The sequence below is a fragment of the Streptomyces sp. NPDC101234 genome, assembly GCF_044767525.1.
GTDB lineage: Bacteria > Actinomycetota > Actinomycetes > Streptomycetales > Streptomycetaceae > Streptomyces > Streptomyces sasae.
In genome coordinates this window covers 316,364-337,338 of record NZ_JBIWOA010000002.1, presented here as the reverse complement: position 1 = coordinate 337,338, position 20,975 = coordinate 316,364, and the positions used below count along the sequence as shown (strand labels likewise).

General features: G+C 69.4%; 19 protein-coding genes. 7 read left to right on the top strand and 12 right to left on the bottom strand.

The window, feature by feature from the left end; all coding sequences use genetic code 11:
* Positions 1-14 precede the first annotated feature (14 nt).
* The 5 genes from ACIRR9_RS04870 to ACIRR9_RS04850 all read right to left on the bottom strand — a co-directional run bounded on the left by ACIRR9_RS04870 (position 15) and on the right by ACIRR9_RS04850 (position 5,987).
* Complete coding sequence (locus tag ACIRR9_RS04870; RefSeq protein ID WP_403747580.1) at positions 15-2,633, bottom strand: FtsX-like permease family protein; 2,619 nt, start codon at positions 2,631-2,633, stop codon at positions 15-17.
* On the bottom strand, positions 2,630-3,400 hold the full coding sequence (locus ACIRR9_RS04865) for an ABC transporter ATP-binding protein (RefSeq protein WP_403747577.1): 771 nt from the start codon (positions 3,398-3,400) through the stop codon (positions 2,630-2,632). Before ACIRR9_RS04865 ends, ACIRR9_RS04870 begins: the two co-directional genes overlap by 4 nt.
* Positions 3,401-3,427: 27 nt before the next feature.
* Positions 3,428-3,853, bottom strand: coding sequence for a hypothetical protein (locus ACIRR9_RS04860; RefSeq protein WP_403747575.1), 426 nt, complete (start codon positions 3,851-3,853; stop codon positions 3,428-3,430).
* Between the two features lie 176 nt (positions 3,854-4,029).
* Positions 4,030-4,722, bottom strand: a complete 693-nt coding sequence (locus ACIRR9_RS04855) for a response regulator (protein ID WP_403748165.1) — start codon at positions 4,720-4,722, stop codon at positions 4,030-4,032.
* A gap of 32 nt (positions 4,723-4,754) precedes the next feature.
* On the bottom strand, positions 4,755-5,987 hold the full coding sequence (locus ACIRR9_RS04850) for a sensor histidine kinase (RefSeq protein ID WP_403747572.1): 1,233 nt from the start codon (positions 5,985-5,987) through the stop codon (positions 4,755-4,757).
* A gap of 156 nt (positions 5,988-6,143) precedes the next feature.
* Between ACIRR9_RS04850 and ACIRR9_RS04845 the strand changes: the two genes are divergently transcribed.
* The gene (locus ACIRR9_RS04845) at positions 6,144-6,953 is read left to right on the top strand and encodes an SGNH/GDSL hydrolase family protein (RefSeq protein ID WP_403747570.1); all 810 of its coding nucleotides are present in this window, start codon (positions 6,144-6,146) and stop codon (positions 6,951-6,953) included.
* 376 nt (positions 6,954-7,329) lie between these two features.
* On the opposite strand, the gene ACIRR9_RS04840 is transcribed toward ACIRR9_RS04845, so the two are convergent.
* From ACIRR9_RS04840 to ACIRR9_RS04830, 3 genes are all read right to left on the bottom strand, one after another.
* Complete coding sequence (locus ACIRR9_RS04840) at positions 7,330-8,937, bottom strand: alpha/beta hydrolase (RefSeq protein WP_403747568.1); 1,608 nt, start codon at positions 8,935-8,937, stop codon at positions 7,330-7,332.
* A 342-nt stretch (positions 8,938-9,279) separates the two neighbouring features.
* A complete protein-coding gene (locus ACIRR9_RS04835; RefSeq protein ID WP_403747567.1) occupies positions 9,280-9,978 on the bottom strand; it encodes a response regulator in 699 nt (232 codons plus the stop codon).
* Positions 9,975-11,150 carry a sensor histidine kinase gene (locus ACIRR9_RS04830; RefSeq protein WP_403747564.1) on the bottom strand — a complete coding sequence of 392 codons (1,176 nt, stop codon included), beginning with the start codon at positions 11,148-11,150 and terminating at the stop codon, positions 9,975-9,977. The genes ACIRR9_RS04835 and ACIRR9_RS04830 overlap by 4 nt, the downstream gene beginning before the upstream one ends.
* Positions 11,151-11,479: 329 nt before the next feature.
* On the opposite strand from ACIRR9_RS04830, the gene ACIRR9_RS04825 reads away from it, so the two are divergent.
* The gene (locus tag ACIRR9_RS04825; protein WP_403747561.1) at positions 11,480-12,178 is read left to right on the top strand and encodes an SDR family oxidoreductase; all 699 of its coding nucleotides are present in this window, start codon (positions 11,480-11,482) and stop codon (positions 12,176-12,178) included.
* A 92-nt stretch (positions 12,179-12,270) separates the two neighbouring features.
* On the opposite strand, the gene ACIRR9_RS04820 is transcribed toward ACIRR9_RS04825, so the two are convergent.
* Positions 12,271-13,932 (bottom strand): epoxide hydrolase family protein, encoded by a 1,662-nt coding sequence (locus tag ACIRR9_RS04820; RefSeq protein WP_403747558.1) that lies wholly within the window; start codon positions 13,930-13,932, stop codon positions 12,271-12,273.
* 777 nt (positions 13,933-14,709) lie between these two features.
* Here ACIRR9_RS04820 and ACIRR9_RS04815 point away from each other — a divergent pair.
* From ACIRR9_RS04815 to ACIRR9_RS04795, 5 genes are all read left to right on the top strand, one after another.
* A complete protein-coding gene (locus ACIRR9_RS04815) occupies positions 14,710-15,582 on the top strand; it encodes a helix-turn-helix transcriptional regulator (protein ID WP_403747557.1) in 873 nt (290 codons plus the stop codon).
* Between the two features lie 52 nt (positions 15,583-15,634).
* Complete coding sequence (locus tag ACIRR9_RS04810) at positions 15,635-15,760, top strand: hypothetical protein (RefSeq protein ID WP_403748197.1); 126 nt, start codon at positions 15,635-15,637, stop codon at positions 15,758-15,760.
* A gap of 381 nt (positions 15,761-16,141) precedes the next feature.
* Positions 16,142-16,843 carry an SDR family oxidoreductase gene (locus ACIRR9_RS04805; protein WP_403747554.1) on the top strand — a complete coding sequence of 234 codons (702 nt, stop codon included), beginning with the start codon at positions 16,142-16,144 and terminating at the stop codon, positions 16,841-16,843.
* An 18-nt stretch (positions 16,844-16,861) separates the two neighbouring features.
* Positions 16,862-17,233 carry a DUF1330 domain-containing protein gene (locus tag ACIRR9_RS04800; RefSeq protein ID WP_359206582.1) on the top strand — a complete coding sequence of 124 codons (372 nt, stop codon included), beginning with the start codon at positions 16,862-16,864 and terminating at the stop codon, positions 17,231-17,233.
* Positions 17,234-17,480: 247 nt separating this feature from the next.
* A complete protein-coding gene (locus ACIRR9_RS04795) occupies positions 17,481-18,005 on the top strand; it encodes a TetR/AcrR family transcriptional regulator (protein ID WP_403747551.1) in 525 nt (174 codons plus the stop codon).
* A 24-nt stretch (positions 18,006-18,029) separates the two neighbouring features.
* On the opposite strand, the gene ACIRR9_RS04790 is transcribed toward ACIRR9_RS04795, so the two are convergent.
* The 3 genes from ACIRR9_RS04790 to ACIRR9_RS04780 form a co-directional block, all read right to left on the bottom strand.
* Positions 18,030-18,599, bottom strand: a complete 570-nt coding sequence (locus ACIRR9_RS04790; protein WP_403747549.1) for a TetR/AcrR family transcriptional regulator — start codon at positions 18,597-18,599, stop codon at positions 18,030-18,032.
* 287 nt (positions 18,600-18,886) lie between these two features.
* A complete protein-coding gene (locus tag ACIRR9_RS04785) occupies positions 18,887-20,017 on the bottom strand; it encodes a 4Fe-4S binding protein (RefSeq protein WP_403747547.1) in 1,131 nt (376 codons plus the stop codon).
* Between the two features lie 269 nt (positions 20,018-20,286).
* Positions 20,287-20,856, bottom strand: coding sequence for a TetR/AcrR family transcriptional regulator (locus tag ACIRR9_RS04780; protein ID WP_403747545.1), 570 nt, complete (start codon positions 20,854-20,856; stop codon positions 20,287-20,289).
* Positions 20,857-20,975 lie beyond the last annotated feature (119 nt).

The window sequence follows — 20,975 nt, the reverse complement described above, 5'->3', positions numbered from 1 at the left end:
CGCGGGGCGCTCGCTCATTCGGCACCGCCCAGGACGGTCATCGGTGTGACGCGGGTCGCGCGGCGGGCGGGGAGCAGGCCGGCCAGCGCGGTAAGGGCCGCCAAAGCACAGAAGACCAGGGCGAGTTGAGTTCCCGGCAGGACCAGAGGCGCGCTGCTCACGGCGACACGGACGAGGAGCCAGGCGTACGGGACTCCGAGCACGAGGCCGAGGGAGGCGCCGAGGACGCCGTACAGTCCGGCCTCCATGGTGATCGTGCGGCGCAGTGCTCCGCCACCCAGGCCCAGCGCGCGCAACAGGCCGAACTCACGGGCACGTTCGATCGCGGTCAGGCTGGTGGTGGCGGTGACGCCGACGACCGCGATGAGGACGGTCAGGGCGACAAGGCCGAGCGCGGTGACGCCCATCGTCTCGATGGTGGCCCGGTTGTTGTCCCGGTCGTCCGCCAGGACGCTGATGGTGACGTCGTCCGGGTCCGGGACGTGTTCCCGTATCACGGTCTCCAGGGCCCGTTGCGCCTTGCCGCGGGCCGCGAGGCCGGACGTGGCGGCGTCGGCGAAGATGCCGCCGGCGCTCTCGGCGGCGCCCATGCGGGTCAGGTCGGCGGGGACCACGAGGATGTCGGCCTGTCCCGGACCGTCTTCGGGCAGCGTGGCGGCGACGGTCAGCCGGATGTTCCCCCGGCCCGACGAGGTGACGGTGAACGAGTCGCCCACACGCACGCCGAGTGCGTCGGCCACACTGGACGCGAGGACCGCGCTGCCGGGGCCCAGATCCGACAGGGACCCGGTGGCGGTGTCGATGTACCGGCCCGTGGGCAGGGCGCCCGGGTCCAGGTCCGACACCTCGTACTGGATGTGCGCGTCCTTGGGACCCGCGGTGACCTGGACGGTCCGGTAGCCGGTGACGTGGGTGAGCTCGGGCAGTGCCGCGAACCGCCGTACGACGGCGGGGTCCAGGCCCTTGGCCTCGGACGTGACCCGGAAGTCGGCGGGAGCGTCGACCGCGTCGGTGCGTTGCGTGTAGCCGGTGAGACAGGCGACGGCGACCAGGGCGCCCGACACCAGCGCGACCCCGAGCGCGACGACGACGGAGACCGCCGCGGCCCGGCGCGGGGTGCCGCCGACGCCGCTGACGGCGAGCCGGCCGGTGGTGCCGAGTCGGCGCAGCGGCCAGCCGGTCACCGCCAGGACGGGGCGGACCAGCAGGGGGCCCAGGACGACCAGCGCCAGGAACGCCAGGCCCGCCGAGACGGCGGTACCCAGCATGCCGAGACCCCGGTCGTAGTCCTGCTCGCCGGGCTCGGGGAGGTTGCGGAGCAGCAGGACGGCGAGTCCCGTGGCCGCGGCGGCGAGGACGACGCCGGCGGTGAGGCGGCCGCCACCGATCCGGCGTTCGCCCGCGACGGTGCCCGCACTGCGCAGGGCCTGCAAGGGCGAGACCCGGGCCGCCGACAGGGCGGGCGCGAGGACCGCTCCGACGCTGACGAGCATGGTCCCCACGACGACCAGCGCGGCGTCCGTGACGGGGAGACCCGGCGCCGACAGTCGCTGTCCGGCGATGATACGGGCAGCCGTCGGGGCGAGTTGCCCGGCGCCCAGCGCGAGCAGCACCCCGATGGTGCCGGCAACCGCGCCGACCAGGGCGCCTTCGGCGGCGAGCGCGGCCGCCACCCTGGGCTGCGGGGCGCCGATGGCGCGCAGCAGCGCCAACTGCCGCAGCCGCTGGGCGAAGACGATCCGGAAGGCGGAGGTGGCGACCAGGGCGGCGGCCCCCACGGCGACGGCGAGGAACACGGAGATCAGCTGGAAGAGCTCACGGAGGTCCCCGCTGACGGCCGCTCGCTCCTCCGCGGCACGTACGGCGCCGCCGGTGACGAGCTTCGCCTTGGCCGAGGCCTTGCCGGCCCCGTCGAGCGCGGCGCGCACCTGGCCCGTCAACTCGGCCTGCGAAACAGCGGACTTGGCCTCGATGTCGATGTGATCGTAGCCCGGCAGGTCCGCGAAGGGGGCGATGAACGCGTCGGTGGTGTAGCCGCCGGGCTGCTGGTCGGCGGTCGCGGTGCTCTCGACCACGCCGGTGACGGTGACGGTGACCTCGACGGTCTTCTCCCCGTCCTCGGGGTTCTTGGGGTCCGGGACCTTCAGGGCCGTCCGGGTGCCGGGGGCGAGCCCCAGTTCCTCGGCGGCCCGGCGGTTGACGGCGAGTTCACCGGCGCGGTCGGGGTAGCTCCCCTCGACCAGTTCGACCTGGGAGAGCGGGCCGGTACCGGGGTCGGAGCGGAGTTCCAGCCAGTGCTCGGACGGGCCGGTGACCGGGGCGCCGGAGTTGACGCGGCCGACGGCCTCCGCCACACCCGGCAGCGCGCGGATCCGCCGGAGCGCCGTGGCGCCGATGTTGCTGTCGCCGGCCTTGGCGACCATGTCCACGGCCTTCGGGGTGCCGCGGTAGTTGTCGACGGCGGTGTTCGTGGTGATCTGCTGGGCCATGATCGTGGCGAAGACCACGAACGCGGCCACCAGGACCGACAGCCCCGTCGTCACCAACCGGCCGGGGCGGCGCAGGAGTTCGGCGAGCTGAGAGCCGAGAACACTGGCCCGCCACGGGGTGCCCTGTTGCCAGGGGGTGCTCATCGGGCGGCCCTCCCCAGGTCCCGCAGGGCGCGCGTTGTGTCGGCGCGGTACGCCGCGTCGACGTCGTCGACGATCCGGCCGTCGGCGAGGACGAGCACGCGGTCGGCGTGGGCTGCGGCGCGCGGGTCGTGCGTCACCATGACCACGGTCTGGCCCAGGTCGCGCACCGAGCGGCGCAGGAAGTCGAGGACCTCGGCGCCCGAGCGCGAGTCCAGGTTGCCGGTGGGCTCGTCGGCGAACAGTACGACGGGCCGGGCGAGCAGCGCGCGGGCCAGGGCCACGCGCTGCTGCTGTCCGCCGGAGAGTTCGGACGGCCGGTGGGACATGCGGTCGCCGATGCCGAGGACGCCCACGAGGTGGTCCAGCAGGTCCCGGTCAAGGGGGCGGCCGGCCAGGGTGACGGGCAGGACGATGTTTTCCAGCGCCGTGAGCTGCGGCAGCAGGTTGAAGGCCTGGAAGACGAAACCGACCTTGTCCCGCCGTACCCGGGTCAGCTCGCGGTCGGACATGCCCGTCAACTCGTCGTCGGCCAGGAAGACCCGGCCCGAGGTGGCCGAGTCGAGCCCGGCCAGGCAGTGCATGAGCGTGGACTTGCCCGAGCCCGAGGGGCCGGCGATGGCCGTGAACCGCGCGCGGTCGAAGCCGACCGTCACCGAGTCCAGGGCCCTGATCTCCGTCTGCCCCTGCCGGTAGGTCTTGACCAGGTCGACGGCCGAGGCGATCCGGCCGTCGACGGCAGGGTGGTCCGTAGTGTGCGCGATGGTCATGACGTGAACGTCCTTCGCCGGACCGGGTCAGGAGTTCAGCGACGGGAACGCGAGCGTGATCCTGGCGTCCGCGCAGTGGGAGTTGGCCTGGTCCGCGATGTGCACCATGTCCTTCTTCGACAGCTCCCCGGCCTCGCCCCTCGCCTGCGTGGTCACCCACCCCTCGTACTGGGCGATGTTGTAGCCGAGGTAGCCGTCCTTCATCTGCGTCCGGCGCAGCGTCGCCGTGTCCTTCTCCCACTTGTCGACGGCCTTCTTGTCGCCGGTGGGCAGCTTCTGCGCCTCGTCGATGATCTGCTGGGCCAGCGTGCAGTCGGCCTTCGAGGCCTGGCTGGGCAGGTTGCGCTCGTGCCACCAGTGGGCACCGGCGATGCCGACGCCGGTGAGAACCACGAGGGCGAGGGCGCCGATGACGATCGCCAGGCTGCGACGCGGGCGTGCGGAAACAGACATGGTGGCCTCCGGGAATTCGATCCGATGCTTTTCGTCCGACGGATTGCGTCCCGCTTTTTCGCGGACTTTCTCGCCGTTCGGTATGGATGAAATTCTCGAAGACCGGGCGGTCGGGCACATCGGATCGTGAACTGATCCGTGCGCCGCGGTTCTGCGACCGGGGTGGCAGGCGGCGACTACGACCGTGGTCTGACAAGCCCCGCGTCGTAGGCGAAGATGACGGCCTGCACCCGGTCCCGCAGGTCCAGTTTGGTGAGGACCTTCCCGAAGTGGGTCTTCACGGTGGCCTCCGCGATGAACAGCGCGGCCGCGATCTCGCCGTTGGACAGACCCTCGGCGACCAGGCCGAGCACCTCCCGCTCGCGCAGGGTCAGTTGCTCCAGTCGCTCGTCGGTGCGGTCCGTGGGCGCGAGCTTGCCGGCGAACCGGTCCAGCAACTGGCGGGTGACGCGCGGCGACACGACGGACTCGCCGGCCGACACCACCCGGATCGCCGTCACGACCTCCTCCGGCGGGGTGTTCTTCAGCAGGAAGCCGCTCGCCCCGGCCTGCAGCGCGGCGAAGGCGTCCTCGTCGGTGTCGAAGGTGGTGAGCACCAACACCCGTGGGGAACCCGGGCGTTCACCGAGCCACCGGGTGGCCTCGACGCCGTCCATGACAGGCATACGGATGTCCATGATGACGACGTCCGCCCTGGTGCGGGCCAGCAGCGCAAGGGCGTCGGCGCCGTTCTCGGCCTCGCCGACGACCTCGATGTCGTCCTGCGCGGCCAGCACCATCGCGAACCCCGCCCGGATCAGCGGCTGGTCGTCCACGACGACGACCCGTATCGGCCCGCTCGCCTCACCGGCCCCGTTCGCGTCCGTCATGCCGTCCGCCATCCCGTCCCTCGCCCCCTCGTTCATCCCGGCGTCCTCACCGAAGCCTCCTTGACGGGGATCTCCGCGTCGACCTGCCATCCCGCGCCCAGCCGCGGCCCGGCGGCGAACGTGCCGCCGGACACCTCCACGCGCTCGCGCATCCCCACCAGCCCGTTCCCGCCGCTCCCCCGGTCCGTCACGGCCTGCGGACCGGTGAGCCTACCGGCCCCGTCATCGACCACGCCGATCCGTACGACGTCCCTCTCGAACCGCAGGGTGATCGCGACCCGGGCGCCGGGCCCGGCGTGCCGCAGCACGTTGGTCAGACTCTCCTGGACGATCCGCAGCACGGTCAGCCCGTCGGCCGTGGACAGCCCGCCCCGCTCGCCCTCGACGACCAGATCCACCTCCAGGCCTGCCGCCCGGGCCCGCTCGGCGACCGTCTCCAGATCGTCCAGCGACACCCGGCGCCGGGCGGCTTCCGTGTCCGCCGCCTCGTCCCGCCCGACCGGGGACCGTCCGGTGCGCAGTACCTTCACGATCCGGTGCATGTCCTCCAGCGCGTCCCGTCCGGTGTCACCGATGGCCTTCAGCGCCGAAGTCGCCTTCTCCGGGTCCGACTTGAGAACATAACCAGCGCCGTCGGCCTGCAGGATCATCACGGCCAGACTGTGGGCCACGACATCGTGCAACTCCCGCGCGATCTCGGCCCGTTCCTCGGCGGCGGCGAGCCTCACGAGGTGCTCGCGCTCCCGCTCGGCGGTGGCGGCCCGCTCCTCCAGGCCGGCGACGTACAGCCGACGCGTGCGCAGCACCATGGCCGTCAACCACAGGGCCGAGAAGGCACCGCCGGTGAGGCCCAGGCTGACCAGGTCCACGTACTGGTCCCGCGCGCCGGGCAGGCCGAACCCGGACTCCAGCGCCACGCCGAACAGCAGGATCGCCCCCGACGCCCAGATCTGCCAGGTCCGCCGGGCGTGGGTGACCACCGAGACCATCGCGATGAGCAGTGCCGCGTCGTAGGCCGCGGCGCCGGACGCCAGAGGCTCGTCCGGGTACTCGGCCAGCACGTACTGCACCAGCGCCAGCCCGGCGACCACCGCCATCACGGTCGTCGGCCCCCGGCGGCGGAAGACCACGGCCAGTGCCATCGACCAGCCGATGGGCTGGTCGTAGGACATGTTGTAACTGTTGGCCAGGCAGACCACCAGCACCGCGAGGGCGATGTCGTACGCCGTGTGCACCCACGGCAAGGCCAGTATCCGGCGCACCATGCGCCACAGGCTACGACACCGCGGCGCGACAACATTTCGACAATTCCCGTGATCCAGACCGGAGTTGTCCGACAACCGGTCCACTGTACGATCTTCCTTCCGCACCGGGATCCTCGGCTTCCGGGAGAAAGAAATCCCCGACCCAGAGGGACATCCATGCGCAAATCGACGTCGGTTGTCGCAAGTGCCGTGCTGGCGTTCGCCGGTCTGGCGACGATGGTCAACACCCCCGCCCAGGCGGCGACACAGGCGGAGTACGTGGCCCTGGGCGACTCGTACGCCTCCGGCGTCGGCGCGGGCACGTACGACGCGGCCAGCGGCGACTGCAGACGCAGCCCGTCCAACTACCCGCACCAGTGGGTGGCCGCGAACCCCGAGTACACGCTCGACGACGTCTCCTGCAGCGGCGCGACCATAGCCGACGTGCGCAACAACCAACTCTCCGCGCTGAGTTCGTCCACCAGCCTGGTCACCCTCACCGTGGGCGGCAACGACGCCCAGTTCTCCAGCGTGGTCAAGGGCTGTCTGACCGAGAGCGACAGCTACTGCCAGACGGCCACGCTGTGGATGTCGTACTACGCCCAGCACCAGATGGTGGACGACCTCGCCGCCCTGTACAAGGACATCAAGGCCCGCGCGCCCCACGCCCTGATCCTCGTCTTCGGCTACCCGCAGGTGCTCTCCTCGTCCGGGACGTGCCCGGTGATCGACCTCGACGCCGCCAAGCGCACCTACATGAACGGCTTCGCCGACGCGCTGGCCGAGGGCACCAAGGCCGCCTCGGTCAAGGAGCCCGTCTACTTCGTCGACATGCGCCGGCAGTTCACCGGTCACGGCGCCTGCGGCTCCGACTCCTGGTTCAACGACCTGACCAACGCGTCCGCGCTCTTCCACCCGAACCTGGCGGGCTACACGAACGGCTACGCGGCCAAGTTCAAGGCCACCTGGGGCAAGTCCGCCTCGTGAGGCATCGCGGCGGGGTCGCCGACGCACTCGGCACCGTCACCTCGCGTCCACCGTGGCCGCCGTCGCCGGACGCCGACCACGGACGGCCGTGACGGCACCCGCCGTACGGCGGACAACCGTACGGCGGACCCGAGCGTGCCGAGGACGCCCCGGCGCTCGCGCCGATCAGCAGCGTCGCCACGAGGCCCAGGTCGGCGTCCCGAGCAGCAGCTGACACGGCCCCGCGATGGCCACCACGGGATGCCCTGGACGACGTCGGCGTCGACGAGCCGGCCCGCCCTCTGCCGCGGGTGGGCCGGCGTGAGCATCACGACGACCAGCGGGCCGGAGGGGGATCCTGTCCGTCCCGCTGTCGGGAACACCGCGCCCCGGCGGGTCACTTCTGTACGACGTCGGTGCAGTAGAGATCCTTGTCCGGCAGGTGACCGGTGGCCAGGAAGTCGACGGTGGTCCTGTCCGCGCAGGCGGAGCCTTCGTCGTAGACGTAGTGCCCGCCGTTGTCGACGCCGACGAGGACGGAGCCGTCGCCGAGGGTCTTGTGCAGTCCGACGCCGCCTTCCCACGGGGTGGCGTTGTCCCTGCGGTTCTGCAGGATCAGGGTGTTGCGCGGGCCGCCCTTCACAACCTTGACGGTCGCCTCGGCCGGCTTGTTCCAGAAGGCGCACGCCCAGATGTTGGCGGGCATGCCCGCAGTGAGCGGCCAGTTCTCGCGGTCAGCGGTGGTGCGGGTGGCGTAGCCGTCGACGTCGTGCGGCCATTCAGCGTCGCCGCAGGTGAGAGCCATGAACATGGTGGCCTGGTTGTCCGCGGGGATGCCCGGGGCCGTCGGCGTGTCGGCGAACACCTCCTTGAGAACCGCGGTGTCGGTGGCCGTGGTGCTGCCGTGGGCCAGGTCGTCGGCGGCCTTCCAGAACGTGGCGAGCACGGGAAGCGTGTTGTTGTGCAGCAGCAGGGCGTAGGTCATGTTCCGCAGCAGCGCCCCGTCCAGCGACGCCGATGCGCCGGGAATCGCCGCGGGTGTGCGGTCGAGCCGGTCGGCGAGGGTGAGGTAGGTGTGGGTCACCTGCGCGACGCTCGTGCCCAGCCTGAGGGTGCTGTCCTGCGCCGCGGCGACGCGGGCGGCGTCGGGGAACCGGTCGGCCATACCCTTGCCCCAGGTGTCCGCGACCTGGTCGGCCCATACCTTGGTGGGGTCGACGTTGCCTTCCAGGATCATCCGGTCGGTGTGGCCCTGGAAGAGGGACCGGTAGACGGCGCCGAGGTAGGTCCCGTAGGACTGGCCCCAGTAGGAGATCTTCTTCTCGCCGAGCGCCTGGCGGATGCGGTCCATGTCGCGGGCGGTGTTGGCGGTGTTGTAGTACCGCAGCTTCTTGCCCACTGCGTCCGCGCACTGCTCGGCGTCGGCTTTGGCAAGGGCCACGTTCTTCGTGATCGAGCCGTCCGTGGCGGGATAAGGGAAGAGCCCGGTCACGCTGGGGTCGTTCAGACCGCAACTCTGCGGGGTGCTGTGTTCGACGCCGCGCGGGTCGAAGCCGATCAGGTCGTAGCGTTCCAGCACGGTCTTCGGCAGGGTGGGCGCCATGGTCTCAGGCATGTCGAGACCGCCCAGCGCCGGCCCGCCGGGGTTCAGCAACAGGACACCGCGCCGCTTCCCGGGTTCAGCGGTGGACAGCCGGGAGACCGCCACGTCGATCTTCGTGCCACCCGGATGCTGGTAGTCCAGGGGAACTTTCAATGTCCCGCAGGCCAGGTGGGGGCTACGGGTCTGTCCCTCGCCCAGGGCCGGGCACTTGCCCCAGGTGATCTCGGCGTCCCCCGCGGTCTCGCCGGCGCTCTTGCCGGCGACCTGGGCCGGTTGCGCGCCCGTGGCAACGGCACCGCACCCGACCAGTGCGGTTCCTGCCACCGTCGAAACCAGCAGAGCCGCGGCGAGTCGGCGGCCTGCGGGGAAACCGTACTTCGCGGAACTGCGCGTCGTGGTCATGGCGTTGTCCTTAGCTGCTCGGCTGCTCGGCCCTGCCTGGTCAGGCCGTCGTGTTGACGGTTCGAGTCAACAAGGGACCACCGGTCGCGCGCGTCACCGCGGAGAGGACACATCAGGTAGCTCGCTCGGGGGATGCCGGGCCGAACCTGAGAAGGGGTGAGCGGCCCCAGCGGATCGGGGCGGGCGAGTCGTGGGCGCGGACGGAGCCGTTGCCGCCGGTTGCGCCGCCCCGGACGGATCACCCGGAACGAGGCGTCGGAACGTCCGGACATCCGGACATCCGGTCAGGAGGCGATCGCGGCTGTGGCGCGCTCGCCTGGCCCGGCCGGCTTCACAGGGCCGTCAGGCGCGGTCGCTGTCCCCCGTCAACCCCGCCCGATATGCCAGGACCACCGCCTGGACGCGGTCGCGGAGGTCCAGCTTGGTGAGGATGCGAGAGACGTAGGTCTTGACGGTTTCGTGGCTGATGACCAGCTCGGCGGCTATTTCGGCGTTCGACAGGCCCTCGCTGACGAGGAGGAGAACCTCGTGCTCGCGGGGGGTGAGGACCTTGAGGCGCTCGCGCTCGGGAGACGCGGGGGCGGCGGAGGGGCGTACGCGTTCGGCGAAGCGGCCGATCAGGGTGCGGGTCACAGCGGGGGCCAGGAGGGACTCGCCGCGGGCGACGACGCGTACCGCGTTGATCAGTTCGGGCGGTGGGGCGTCCTTCAGCAGGAAGCCGCTGGCTCCGGCGCGGAGGGCCTCGTACACGTACTCGTCGACATTGAAGGTGGTGACGACGAGGATCCTGGCGGGGCTGAGGGAGTCGGGGCCTGCCAGGCGGCGGGTGGCCTCGATTCCGTCGAGCAGCGGCATACGGATGTCCATGACGACGACGTCCGGCTTCAGCTCCTGCGCGCTGCGGATCGCCGCTCGGCCGTCCACGGCCTCCCCCACGACCTCCATGTCGGGCTGGGCGGAGAGGATCGTGACGAAACCGGCGCGTACGAGGGCCTGGTCCTCGCAGACCAGCACCCTGATCGCAGCGGGCGGAACACTCACGCGGCACCTCCCGAGGGGATCCGTGCGTGTACGCGGAAACCGCCCTGCGGGCGGGGCCCCGCCGCGAACTCGCCTCCCAGCATCTCCACCCGTTCCCGCAGCCCGGCAAGGCCCCGGCCTCCCGAGACGTACGGGCCGCCACCCGGCAGGGCGGCGGACACGAGAGCGCCGTCGGCCGTCCCGGCGGTGGTGACCTCCACGTCCGTCCAGCCGGGGGTGTGCGCAAGCCGTACCAGCGTCGGCCGGCCCGCGGCATACTTCACGGCGTTCGTCAGGGATTCCTGCACGACGCGATAAGCCGTGAGCTGGGCACCTACGGCCATGGCCGACTGCTCTCCGTCCTCGACCAGCTCGACCGGCTGGCCGCCCGCTCGTGTCTGCTCCACCAGATCAGGCACCCTGCCCGGCAACGGCGTCCGCTCCCGGGGCGCGGAATCACCGGTCGCCTCCAGCACACCGAGCAGGAACCGGAGCTCGGCCAGCGCGTGGCGGCCGGTGCCGTTGATGGCGTCGAGGGCCTCGTGGAGGCGGTCCGGCGACTCGGCGAGGTACTGTGCCGCGCCCGCCTGCACCACCATCGCGGTCACATGGTGGGTCACCACGTCGTGCAACTCCCGCGCCAGGCGGCTGCGTTCCGCCCCGATGGCCACCTGCGCGGACAGGCGCCGTCGCTCGGCCTCCTGCTCCCGCCGCCCGCGGACCAGGACTCCCAGGCCCCACACCACCGCGAGGACCAGGTAGTAGAGCAGGCAGTCGGTCAGGTCCTCGGGCGAATCCAGCGCGTACAGGGCGACGCCGAAGACCACGTACCCGCCCGTCGCCGCCAGCGGTACGACATGTCGGAAGCGGTCCTGGTGGGCACCCGCGGAGTACAGCGCGATGTACAGCCCCAGGCTGCCGAAGGTCGGCGGCAGACCCAGGCACTCGTACACCGCGAACGAGGCCCCCGTCACCGCGAGGCAGGCGGCCGGCCACCGGGTGCGCACGGCGAGCGGCAGGGTCTGCCCCAGGGTCAGCAGCACACTCGCGACGGAGGTGCCATGGGTGGGAAGACCGCCGAACTGCGCCCCGATCCGCGACAGCGGCGCCACGAACGACAGCACCGTGAAGACGAGCGCGAACTCGCGGTCCCTGGCGGCGGCAGGGCGTGATCCCCACCAGCGCGTCAGCACGCGGAGCCGAGCGGCTGCGGCGGCCCCCGGGTTCACTCGTGGGGAGACGTTCCTGCCCCGCGCACGCGCCGTCGGCACGGGGAATGCCGGGCCCGCTGGTTCACGCGCTGCCTGGTCTTCCGTCATCGTCATCCACGATCCCGTAGGTCCGGCGCTGAGCGGCATGAGGACCCAGCCGCGGTCCACAGCCCGTCCACCCGCTCGGTGCGACTTGTCCGGCATCTGCACCACACGGTACCGCGCAGTCGGGCAGCGGTGGATCAGCCGCCGTCCGAGGCCTAGCGTCAGAAGAAAGCAGTCCTCCTCATCCGCAGGCAAGGAGGGTGATCATGGACATCAAGGGTTCGGTAGCCCTTGTCACCGGAGCCAACCGTGGCATCGGGTCGGCCTTCGCCCAGGCGCTGCTCGCTCACGGCGCCGCCAAGGTCTACGCCGGTGTCCGGGAACCGGAGACCATCAGGGGTCCGGGGCTTGTTCCGCTGCGGCTGGACGTCACCGACGAGGAGCAGGTCGCTGCAGCAGCACGTGCCGCCGACGATGTCAGCATTGTCATCAACAACGCCGGGGTCACTGGTGGCCCGTCCCTGCTCGAGGGACCATTCGACGGTGCCAGGCGCGAGATGGAGGTCAACTACTTCGGCACCTGGGCTGTCTCGCGTGCGTTCGCGCCCGTACTGGCCGCCAATGGTGGCGGAGCGCTGGTCAATATGCTGTCCGTGGCGTCGTGGGTGGCCAACAGGCGATTTCCGAGCTACGCGGCCTCCAAGTCCGCTCAGTGGTCGCTGACGAATGCCTTCCGACTGGCGCTGCGGGAGCAGGGCACGCTGGTGGTCGGCGTGCATGCCGGCTATGTCGACACCGACTTGGCGGCGGATATCGACTCCCCGAAGATCCTTGCTTCCGAGGTGGCCGAAAAGACGATGGCGGCGCTGCTTGACGACGAACCCGAAGTGCTCGTCGACGAAGCCACCCGCACCGTACGTGCCGCGCTCTCGGGGGAACTGGAGGCGCTGTACGCCAGTCGGTGACGGCCCGAGCCCGCCGTCGCCAGTGCAGAGCGGGAGAGTGCTCGGATCGACTCGCCGGAGCCGTTCTGCGCCCCCGCATGTCCCCGCCCCCCTCACACAGCCCCGCCGGCTCGCGTGTGTGAGGGGGCGGAGGCCGGTTCTTGTTCGGCCCAGATGACCTTGCGGCCGGGTACCGTGCGGGAGCCCCATCTGCGGGAGAGCCGGGTGACCAGTCCACTGACGATCAGTTCTGTGGCGCCCGGGAGGCAGAAGAGCGTGCCGGTGTCGGTCACGGACACAAGCCACCGGACTGTGCCGCCCTGCCCCCACAGCGTCGAGATCCGCAGGTCGAAGTTGAGCATGCGGCCGTCTCCGTCGCCGGCGTTTCCCCGGAGGATGGCAGTACGAATGCAGCAGACCGGCCCACGTCGGTGCTGGTCATCGAGCTGTTGTCCGCACGTGGGCCGGGGAAGGAACGGTACGGGGTGCGTGTAGCCAGGGGGCTGAGCGCCTCGGAGTCGAGCCGCTCGGCCCCCATCAACGCGAGGCCGTGTGCTGACGGCCGGACACGTTCTTCTAGCGAAGTGACCGGAAGCCTGCACGAACCTCCTGGACGAGGAGCTCCGGCTGCTCCCAGGCTGCGAAGTGCCCGCCCTTGTCGAGCCTGTTGTAGTGGATGAGGTTCGGGTACGCCTGCTCCGACCAGCTCTTGGGGGCCTGGTAGAGCTCGTCGGGGAAGACGCTGACGGCGACCGGGAGCTTGACGCCCTTCGAACCGAAGAACGGCGTCTTGTTCTCCGCGTAGAGGCGGCCGCGGAGATCGCCGTGTTCGTCAGCCAGAAGAGCGTGATGTTGTCCAGTACGTCGTCCCGCGTCAGGCCCTCACTCACTCCGTTGAAGGACCTGGTGATCAGCTCCAGGCTGGCCTTGTCGTGGTCGAGCAGGAAGGCCGCCAGGCCCACCGGGGAGTCCGCGAGCGCGGTCAGCGACTGCGGGCGTGAACCCATCATGTAGGCGTAGTAGACGTGCCGGTACACGAAGTCGAGCTGCTCGACGGCGCGCTTCTCCTCGTCGTTGGCGAGGACGACGTCGGACGGCAGGGGGCTGCCGGCGATGATGGCCTGCTCGATGGCGGGCGGGATCACCTTGGGCATGTTGGTGTGGATGCCGACCAGGCCCTCGGGCTCCTGCACGCCCATGAGGTCGGTGACGACCGCGCCCCAGTCGCCGCCCTGCGCGACGTACTTGGTGTAGCCCAGGCGCTTCATCAGCTCGCCCCAGGCGCCGGCGATGTGCTCGGGGTCCCAGCCCTTGGAGGTCGGCTTGCCGGAGAAGCCGTACCCGGGCATCGACGGGATCACCACGTGGAAGGCGTCCGAGGCCTCGCCGCCGTGGGCGGTCGGGTTCGTGAGCGGCTCGATGATCTTCAGCTGTTCCACGACCGAGCCGGGCCAGCCGTGCGTGACGATCACGGGCAGAGCATTCTCGTGCTGCGAGCGGACGTGGATGAAGTGGATGTCCAACCCGTCGATTTCGGTGATGAACTGCGGGTAGGCGTTCAGCCGCGCCTCGACCTTGCGCCAGTCGTACTCCGTCGCCCAGTAGCGCGCCAGTTCCTTGATGGTGGCGAGTTGGGTGCCCTGAGACTGGTCGTCGACGGTCTCCTTCTCGGGGAAGCGGGTCGCCTTGATACGCGCACGCAGGTCCTCGAGTTCCGCCTCGGGGAAGTCGGACGTGAACGGACGGATGGCGGGCGTTCCGGAAGTGACAGGCATGTAGTTTCCTCGCTGTCTGAGCTCGTTCTTATCGGCTTGGTCTGCGATGCCCGCCAGAACTGCGTGTCCTGTGGGTGCCGCGCTGACCTGCAATTCCAGAGAACCAGCCGGAAAGGCGTGTCGGAGCGGTCCAGCAGGCCTCACTCGGTCAAGGCCCACTGGTCCAGGTACTGGCAGGTCCCCTCTCGTACCGATCCAAGGCGCGGAGTCGCGGCCATAGCGCCTGAGGTCGTACCGGTCGGCGCACGCCGGTCAAACAAAGGCCGATAACGCCTTTTGGTATCCACCAGCTCTGGACATGAAAGGGGCGCGTTGATTGTCCGTCACAATCCGAACATCGCAAGCCATTAGCTGCACCTTCAGCCCGGCCGCCAACGAGGCCATGCGCACCCGCTACCGAGCCCTGAACGGAGGCAGTCTGCGGTCAGACGGGAGTGGCAGTAGATATCGTAAAAGAATTAACCGGAATGCATGCCGGTGCCGATCGCATGGGGGCACCTGCTCCTCTGAAGAAGTTTTCGGCGGCCTTTCCCCACAACGTGTCGGGTTATTCAGACTCCCGTGAATCCACCTTTATGACCTCCCGGATCACAGCCAGAAAGACAGCTTCACTCGACGTGTGCACTGGACTGACGGCAGACGGGGGGCGGCATCTTTCTTTTTGCGCGGCAGCTGCTCCAGCACACCGCTTCTCACCGATAGGCGAATATTCCATGCGGACGCACTCTCGCACTGTCCGCCTTGCCGGGACGAGGCATCGAAGACTAGCCTTGCCATATGGCCAAGGCGCGCTCCGATTCAGGAGGCAACAAAGAGCTGAGTGATTTTCTGCGTTCGCGACGCGCCCGGGTGAAACCTGAGCAGGCCGGGATCACGGCCGGGGCGAGTCGCCGTGTTCCAGGACTCCGTCGTGAGGAAGTTGCGCTCTCGGCCGGGTTGAGCGTGGACTACTACATCCGTCTGGAACGCGGACGGGTGGCCAATGCCTCAGAAGCGGTGCTGGAGGCGGTGTCCCGAGCCCTGCGGCTGGACGACACCGAGCGTGCACATCTGTTCAACCTCGCCAGGCCGCAGTCCGTGGTCAGGTCGAGCAAGCCGGCCGTTCCGCGGCGCCTCCGTCCGGGCGTGTATGCACTGCTCGAGGTTCTCCGGGACACGCCTGCCATGATCGTGGACGGCCACATGGACGTCCTTGCCGCCAATCGGATGGCCTGCGCATTGTTCATCGATTTCGAGGCAATGCCGGCTCGCGAACGCAACTTGGCGCGATTTACATTTCTCGACCCGGCTGCACGTGAACTATTTATTGACTGGGACGCGGCGGCCCGCATGATCGTAACGGGGTTGCACCTGTATGCAGGGCGGCATCCGAACGATCCACAACTGGCCGAGCTCATTGATCAGCTGTCAGCCGCAGACGATGATTTTCGCCGATGGTGGGCCGCACAGGATGTGGAAAAATTCGCACACGGCACCAGACGCTACCGGCACCCCCTGCTCGGCGAAGTCACTCTCGCCCATGAGACTCTCATCTTTCCCGGTGAACCGGAGCAGTGGCTGATCGTGAATACAGCTGAACCTGGCTCCCCGTCTTCCCAGGCTTTGCAGGTCCTTGCCGGCCGGAACGCACCCTGGCAACGACGCGTCTGACCACCTGCATGCGCGCCCGCCCAATCCTTCGCCGACTTCTGCGGCGCTCACGGTGCAGGCCTGGGTCAAGCCGCAGGACCGGTACGACCTGATCAAGACCCGCCAGGGCATCGCCCCGGACACCCCGGACGAGGAGATCACCTCCGACATCCGGGGCCTGCCAGCCGCATCTACGTGAACTACCTATTCACATACGCGACTTCACGGGTGCGGCACGGATCGGTGGCACAGGTCCCAGAGAATTCATCTCGCCATTCGAGACGATCCGAGGCCGCTGTCGCCGGGGTGGCGACCCAGGACCCCTACGGCGTCCACCAAGCGGCGGCTTGGGGCACACAGAGGGCACGAGACCCCGAATTGGACTAGACAACAAACAAACCCCAGGCCGCCGACCTGGGGTTTCAATCTGGAGCGGGTGCCCTGGAGGTGCCCCAGGTCACCCCGACCCGAGCTGACCTTTCGACGCAGCGGGGACCGGGGGACGCATGAGCTTGCACCGCGAAACCGATCGGTTTACTCTTCTTGAAACCGATCGGTTTCACGTCTTCTGGAGGTAGTCATGACGGCTCTGAAGGGCGCCAACGTCTTCGTCACCGGCGGCAGCCGCGGCATCGGGAAGGCCCTGGTGGAGGAGCTGTACGCGCGCGGCGCCGGCAAGGTCTACGCCACCGCCCGCGACCCGCGCACCGTGACGCACCCCGACGCGGTCCCGGTGGCGCTGGAGGTCACCGACCCGGCCTCGGTCGCCTCGGCCGCCGCACAGGCGGGGGACGTCACCGTGCTGATCAACAACGCCGGCGCCTCGGTCGGCGCATCCTTCCTCGACTCCCCGGTCGACGACGTACGCCGGGAGTTCGAGACCAACTTCTACGGCCCGCTCCTCGTCGCCCGGGCCTTCGTGCCGGTCATCGAGCGCAACGGCGGCGGCCACCTCCTCAACGTGCACTCCGTGCTCTCCTGGATCGCGCTCGGCGGCTCCTACAGCGCCTCCAAGGCCGCCCTGTGGTCACAGACCAACTCCCTGCGCCTGGAGCTGCAGCCGCGCGGCATCGCCGTCACCGGACTGCACGTCGGCTACGTCGACACCGACCTGACGACAGGCGTCGACGCCCCCAAGTCCGACCCCCGTGACGTGGCGGCACTCGCCCTCGACGGCATCGAGGCCGGCGCCCACGAGGTCCTCGCCGACGACATCTCGCGGCAGGTCAAGGCGGGCCTGGCCGGTGACCTGGCCGGGCTGTACCCCCAGCTCGCCCGGTAGACGGAGAGGGTATTGGCAATGAGTGCGAATTCAGAGAAGAAGAAGTTTTACGCCCTGAATATGTTCGACGTGGTCGACCTGGAGAAATACCTGGCGTATTTCAGCCGCTTGCCGGAAGCGGCTCCGCAGTACGGTGGTCGCATGGTGGCGTTTGGTCGCTTCCGGGACAATGTGGCCGGCGACCTCACGCCACGGCAGGTTCTGTTCCTCGTTGAATGGGAGTCCGAAGAAGCGTTCAACAGCTTCCGGGACGATCCGGACCTGGCCGACTTGCATCCGTTGCGGGAGAGCGGGACAGCGTCCTATATCTGGCAGACATTCGATGGTTCCGACATGAGTGACCCCGCCGACGTTTCGCTCGACGATGTGCTGGCGGTGCTCAAGCCCTAGCCTCGATCTTTCGTGAGGGTCCGCCGACGGAGTCGGGGGACCCTTTCGCTTTTTGGAGCTGGTGGTGGACAGATCGGCGGCCGGTGGAGGTTGCCGAAAAGCGCGGGCAGCGCCGTGCGTCAGCCGGCCGGCCGGTTCATCTTGCGGATCTGCGTCGGTCGACGGTCTGTCGCTGCTTCGCGGGCACGCCATGTAGGACTGGGGCGGGAACCCGAGCACGGACTTGATTCAAACAGGGAGTGGGGTCATGGGCGGAGTCAGTGCGCGCGAGCGGCGCGCGAACGTCATTCGCGCGGCGATCGCCGAGTTCGCGATCGCCGGCTACCGCGGCACCACCACGGCTGCGATCGCCGAGCGGGTCGGCGTCTCACAGCCGTATCTCTTCCGGCTTTTCCCGGACAAGAGGGCGATCTTCGTCGCCGCTCTGGTGCGGAGCACGGAAGACACTCGCCTGGCTTTCGAAAGGGCGGCCGACGGGGTGGAGGGAAGCGAGCGAGCCCGGCAGGTGATGGCGGACGCCTATGCGCGGCTGATCTCGACGCGGCCCGAAACACTCCTGATGCAGATGCAGGGATACCTCGCCGTGGCGGCCGCCGAGGCGCAGGGCGACGACCTGATCGGTGAGGTCGTCCGGGCCGGCTGGATGAGTGTCTGGGAAGCCGTGCACGTGGCGCTGGGTGCCGATGGCGAGAAGACCGCAAGTTTCTTCGCCTGCGGCATGCTCGGCAACACGCTCACGGCCATCGGGCTTCCCGCGAACGCCGGGAGGTGAGGGGGTCTTCCGAACAGGGATGCGTCAGTGCACGCCTGCCGCGTCGAGCAGGGTGGTCACGGTGGGTGCGACGAGCCCGGTCAGGTTGTCGGCCTGAATTCCCGCGCGGGCGCTCGCGCCGTCGAAGACCAGGCTGAGCTGCCGGGCCAGCAGATCGGGATCACCCGCCCCGCCCTGCTCGGCCTCGGCACGGAAGAAGGCCGTCAGATTCGCCTTGACCTGGTGAGCCACGCGGCTCGCCGGGTGACTCTGGTCCTTGAGCTCGACCTGCACCGCCAGATACCGGCAGCCCCGGAACTCGGGCACCCCCGCCTGCGATTCCACCTGCTCGAAGACGTGCAGGATCCGCTCGCGGGGCGACCGGCCGTCGTCCGCCGCAGGGAGGAGAGTTGCCGCGTAGGCGGAGGCACGCTCCTTCAGGCTCACCGCCAGGAGCTCGTCCTTGCTCTCGAACAGCTGATACATGGAGCGCTTCGAAACCCCCGCCGCCTTGCACAGCGCCTCGACTCCGATGCTGACGCCGTCTCGGTAGGTGAGCGTGGCCGCCGCCTCCAGCAGGCGCTCCCTGGGGCTCAGTTTCACTTCGGTGCTCATACCGTGAGGTTAACCCGGAGCGGACGAAATGAAAACCGATCGGTTTCCAAAGTCTCCGGCGGAGCTCCCGGCAGGGGGCTTGGCGACGGCCTGGGGGAAGGACCGTCGCCGAGCCATGATGGTGTGCGCCGCCCTGCCGTCCCCGTTAGGGCGACGCACACCAGGGCCACTCCGAGTAATGGCCCGTCCTGGGTGACCTGCCGTCATGCCCGTGCGGCGGCCTTCTCCGGCTTCGCCTCCGCCGGGATGCGGTGCGGTCCCCTGCGGTCGTAAAAGGGGACTGCAGCTCATGACGTACGCGGCTCCCGGTCGGTGGAGGCTGAACGCCTCGCAGGGGGGTGCCAGCCGCCGGTGACCTCCTTGGCGGGCTTGTGGGGGAAGCGGCGCCGGGCGTACTCCTGCGCGTGGGAGCCCGGCAGGACGTACAGGGTTTCCTTCTTCTCCTGGAGCGGCCGCAGCACGGTGTCCATGAACGTCTTGCGGTCGTCCAGGTAGGGGCCCAGAACGTCCTCGCCGGCGGGGCAGACGGCGAGGCAGTAGCCGGACTTGTAGCCGGGAGGCGAGGACAGGCTCTGCCACATCGATGCGCTCTCGGAATCGCTGACCCGGGAGCGGTAGTCGGCGGCGTCCTCGCTGTCGGCCACGGTCTGCGCCCAGTCGGTGAACCCGCTCATGAACTCGCGGTAGTTGTGCGTGGTGCAGGCCAGCGCGTCGAAGGCGCCGTCCTTGGCGATGGCGCCGACCGGGCAGGCGGCGACGCACAACTTGCAGTCGATGCACGGGTTGTAGTCCAGCGCCTGCCCGTACTCGCTCACCTCGGCGTCCACCAGGACGGTGACCAGCAGGACGAAGCTGCCGAACTTCGGGTGGATGACGTTGCGGTGCAGGCCCATCACGCCGAGCCCGGCGGCCACCGCGACCGTCTTGTGCGCCACCACCCAGATCCGCTCCTTGGGGAAACGGTCCATCTCCTGGGGGAAGCCGACAGAGGGATTGAGCGCGCGGTAACCGGCGTCCTGGAGTGCCCGGGTGACACTGCGGGCGGCATGGTTGGCCTGTTCGTCGGTCTGGTGGAACTCCTGGTTGGCCACGCTGCGGGCGGGGGAGCGGCAGTTGTCGCGGTTCATCCGGACCGCCATCGAGATGAGGGTGCGGGTGCCGGGCAGCGCGGACCGCGCGTACTCGCGCTCGCCGGCCAGGTCGGGGTGATCCAGACTGACCGCGGCCGCATCGTCCGCACCGGCGGCCAGACACATTTCACGCAGCCAGGTCGCGTCTATCACCGCCGGCGGGCTGACCGCATCACTGGTCCTGCGCCGGTCGAGTACGGCCTGTACGGAGGGGTGGGCAGCGAGCTTCGCCGGAAGCCTGGGGGGCTGGGCCGTCGGTTGCCCCTCGGCGTTGCGTGCGGCAGTCATCCGTACTCCTCGGGATTCGGGGCACCGGCTCTCCCGCACAGCGAGAAACCGATCGGTTTCACCACCGTAAACCGATCGGTTTCTGTGCGCAACCCCGCACGGTGAGCACCTCCTTCGGGCCGGCGATCGAGCCCCTCCCAGACGTCGGCGTTCAATCACCAGGCGATCAGACCGAGACCCCCGCGGTCGCCGGACTCCCCTCAACCGGAACAGGGCGGGGGCGCCATGGGGGTTGGCCGGTCGCCGGAGGTCGGGTGTCACGCGAGGCGTCAGCGCATGTCCGCCGCATCGAGCAGGGCGGTCACGGTGGGTGCGACGAGCCCGCCGCGCGTCTCGGCTTTGATTCCCGCACGGGCACTGGCGCCGTCGAAGACCAGGATCAGCTGACGGGCCAGCAGGTCCGGGTCGCTCGCCCCGCCCTGTTCGGCCTCGGCGCGGAAGAAGGCCGTCAGGTTGTCCTTGACCCGATGGGCCACCTGGCTCGCGGGGTGGCTCGGGTCCTTGAGCTCGATCTGTACGACGAGGTACCGGCAGCCCTGGAAGTCGGGTGTACCCGCCTGCGCCTCCGCCCGTTCGAAGACGTGCAGGATCCGCTCGCGGGGTGGACGGTTGTCGTCAGCCTCGGGGAGGAGTGCCGCCATATAGGCGGAGGCGCGTTCCTCCAGGCTTGCCGCCAGCAGGTCGCCTTTGCTCTCGAACAGCTTGTACATGGAGCGCTTGGACACCCCCGCCGCCTTGCACAGCGCATCGACGCCGATATTGACGCCGTCTCGGTAGGTGAGTGTGGCCGCTGCCTCCAGCAGGCGCTCTCGGGAGCCTGGCATTGCTTCGGTGGTCATATTGCGAGGTTAACTCGATTCCGACCTAATGGAAACCGATCGGTTTACGGGTGGGTGCCGGGAGGAAGCGACAGAAGCCGGGCGGCGCCTTGCCCTTCTGGGCCGCGCTCGGTGCGCCC

Coding starts and splice junctions, on each gene's coding strand:
- ACIRR9_RS04870 (WP_403747580.1), bottom strand. CDS start 2,633: ATGAGCACCCCCTGGCAACAGGGCACCCCGTGGCGGGCCAGTGTTCTC.
- ACIRR9_RS04865 (WP_403747577.1), bottom strand. CDS start 3,400: ATGACCATCGCGCACACTACGGACCACCCTGCCGTCGACGGCCGGATC.
- ACIRR9_RS04860 (WP_403747575.1), bottom strand. CDS start 3,853: ATGTCTGTTTCCGCACGCCCGCGTCGCAGCCTGGCGATCGTCATCGGC.
- ACIRR9_RS04855 (WP_403748165.1), bottom strand. CDS start 4,722: ATGACGGACGCGAACGGGGCCGGTGAGGCGAGCGGGCCGATACGGGTC.
- ACIRR9_RS04850 (WP_403747572.1), bottom strand. CDS start 5,987: ATGGTGCGCCGGATACTGGCCTTGCCGTGGGTGCACACGGCGTACGAC.
- ACIRR9_RS04845 (WP_403747570.1), top strand. CDS start 6,144: ATGCGCAAATCGACGTCGGTTGTCGCAAGTGCCGTGCTGGCGTTCGCC.
- ACIRR9_RS04840 (WP_403747568.1), bottom strand. CDS start 8,937: ATGACCACGACGCGCAGTTCCGCGAAGTACGGTTTCCCCGCAGGCCGC.
- ACIRR9_RS04825 (WP_403747561.1), top strand. CDS start 11,480: ATGGACATCAAGGGTTCGGTAGCCCTTGTCACCGGAGCCAACCGTGGC.
- ACIRR9_RS04820 (WP_403747558.1), bottom strand. CDS start 13,932: ATGCCTGTCACTTCCGGAACGCCCGCCATCCGTCCGTTCACGTCCGAC.
- ACIRR9_RS04815 (WP_403747557.1), top strand. CDS start 14,710: ATGGCCAAGGCGCGCTCCGATTCAGGAGGCAACAAAGAGCTGAGTGAT.
- ACIRR9_RS04805 (WP_403747554.1), top strand. CDS start 16,142: ATGACGGCTCTGAAGGGCGCCAACGTCTTCGTCACCGGCGGCAGCCGC.
- ACIRR9_RS04800 (WP_359206582.1), top strand. CDS start 16,862: ATGAGTGCGAATTCAGAGAAGAAGAAGTTTTACGCCCTGAATATGTTC.
- ACIRR9_RS04795 (WP_403747551.1), top strand. CDS start 17,481: ATGGGCGGAGTCAGTGCGCGCGAGCGGCGCGCGAACGTCATTCGCGCG.
- ACIRR9_RS04790 (WP_403747549.1), bottom strand. CDS start 18,599: ATGAGCACCGAAGTGAAACTGAGCCCCAGGGAGCGCCTGCTGGAGGCG.
- ACIRR9_RS04785 (WP_403747547.1), bottom strand. CDS start 20,017: ATGACTGCCGCACGCAACGCCGAGGGGCAACCGACGGCCCAGCCCCCC.
- ACIRR9_RS04780 (WP_403747545.1), bottom strand. CDS start 20,856: ATGACCACCGAAGCAATGCCAGGCTCCCGAGAGCGCCTGCTGGAGGCA.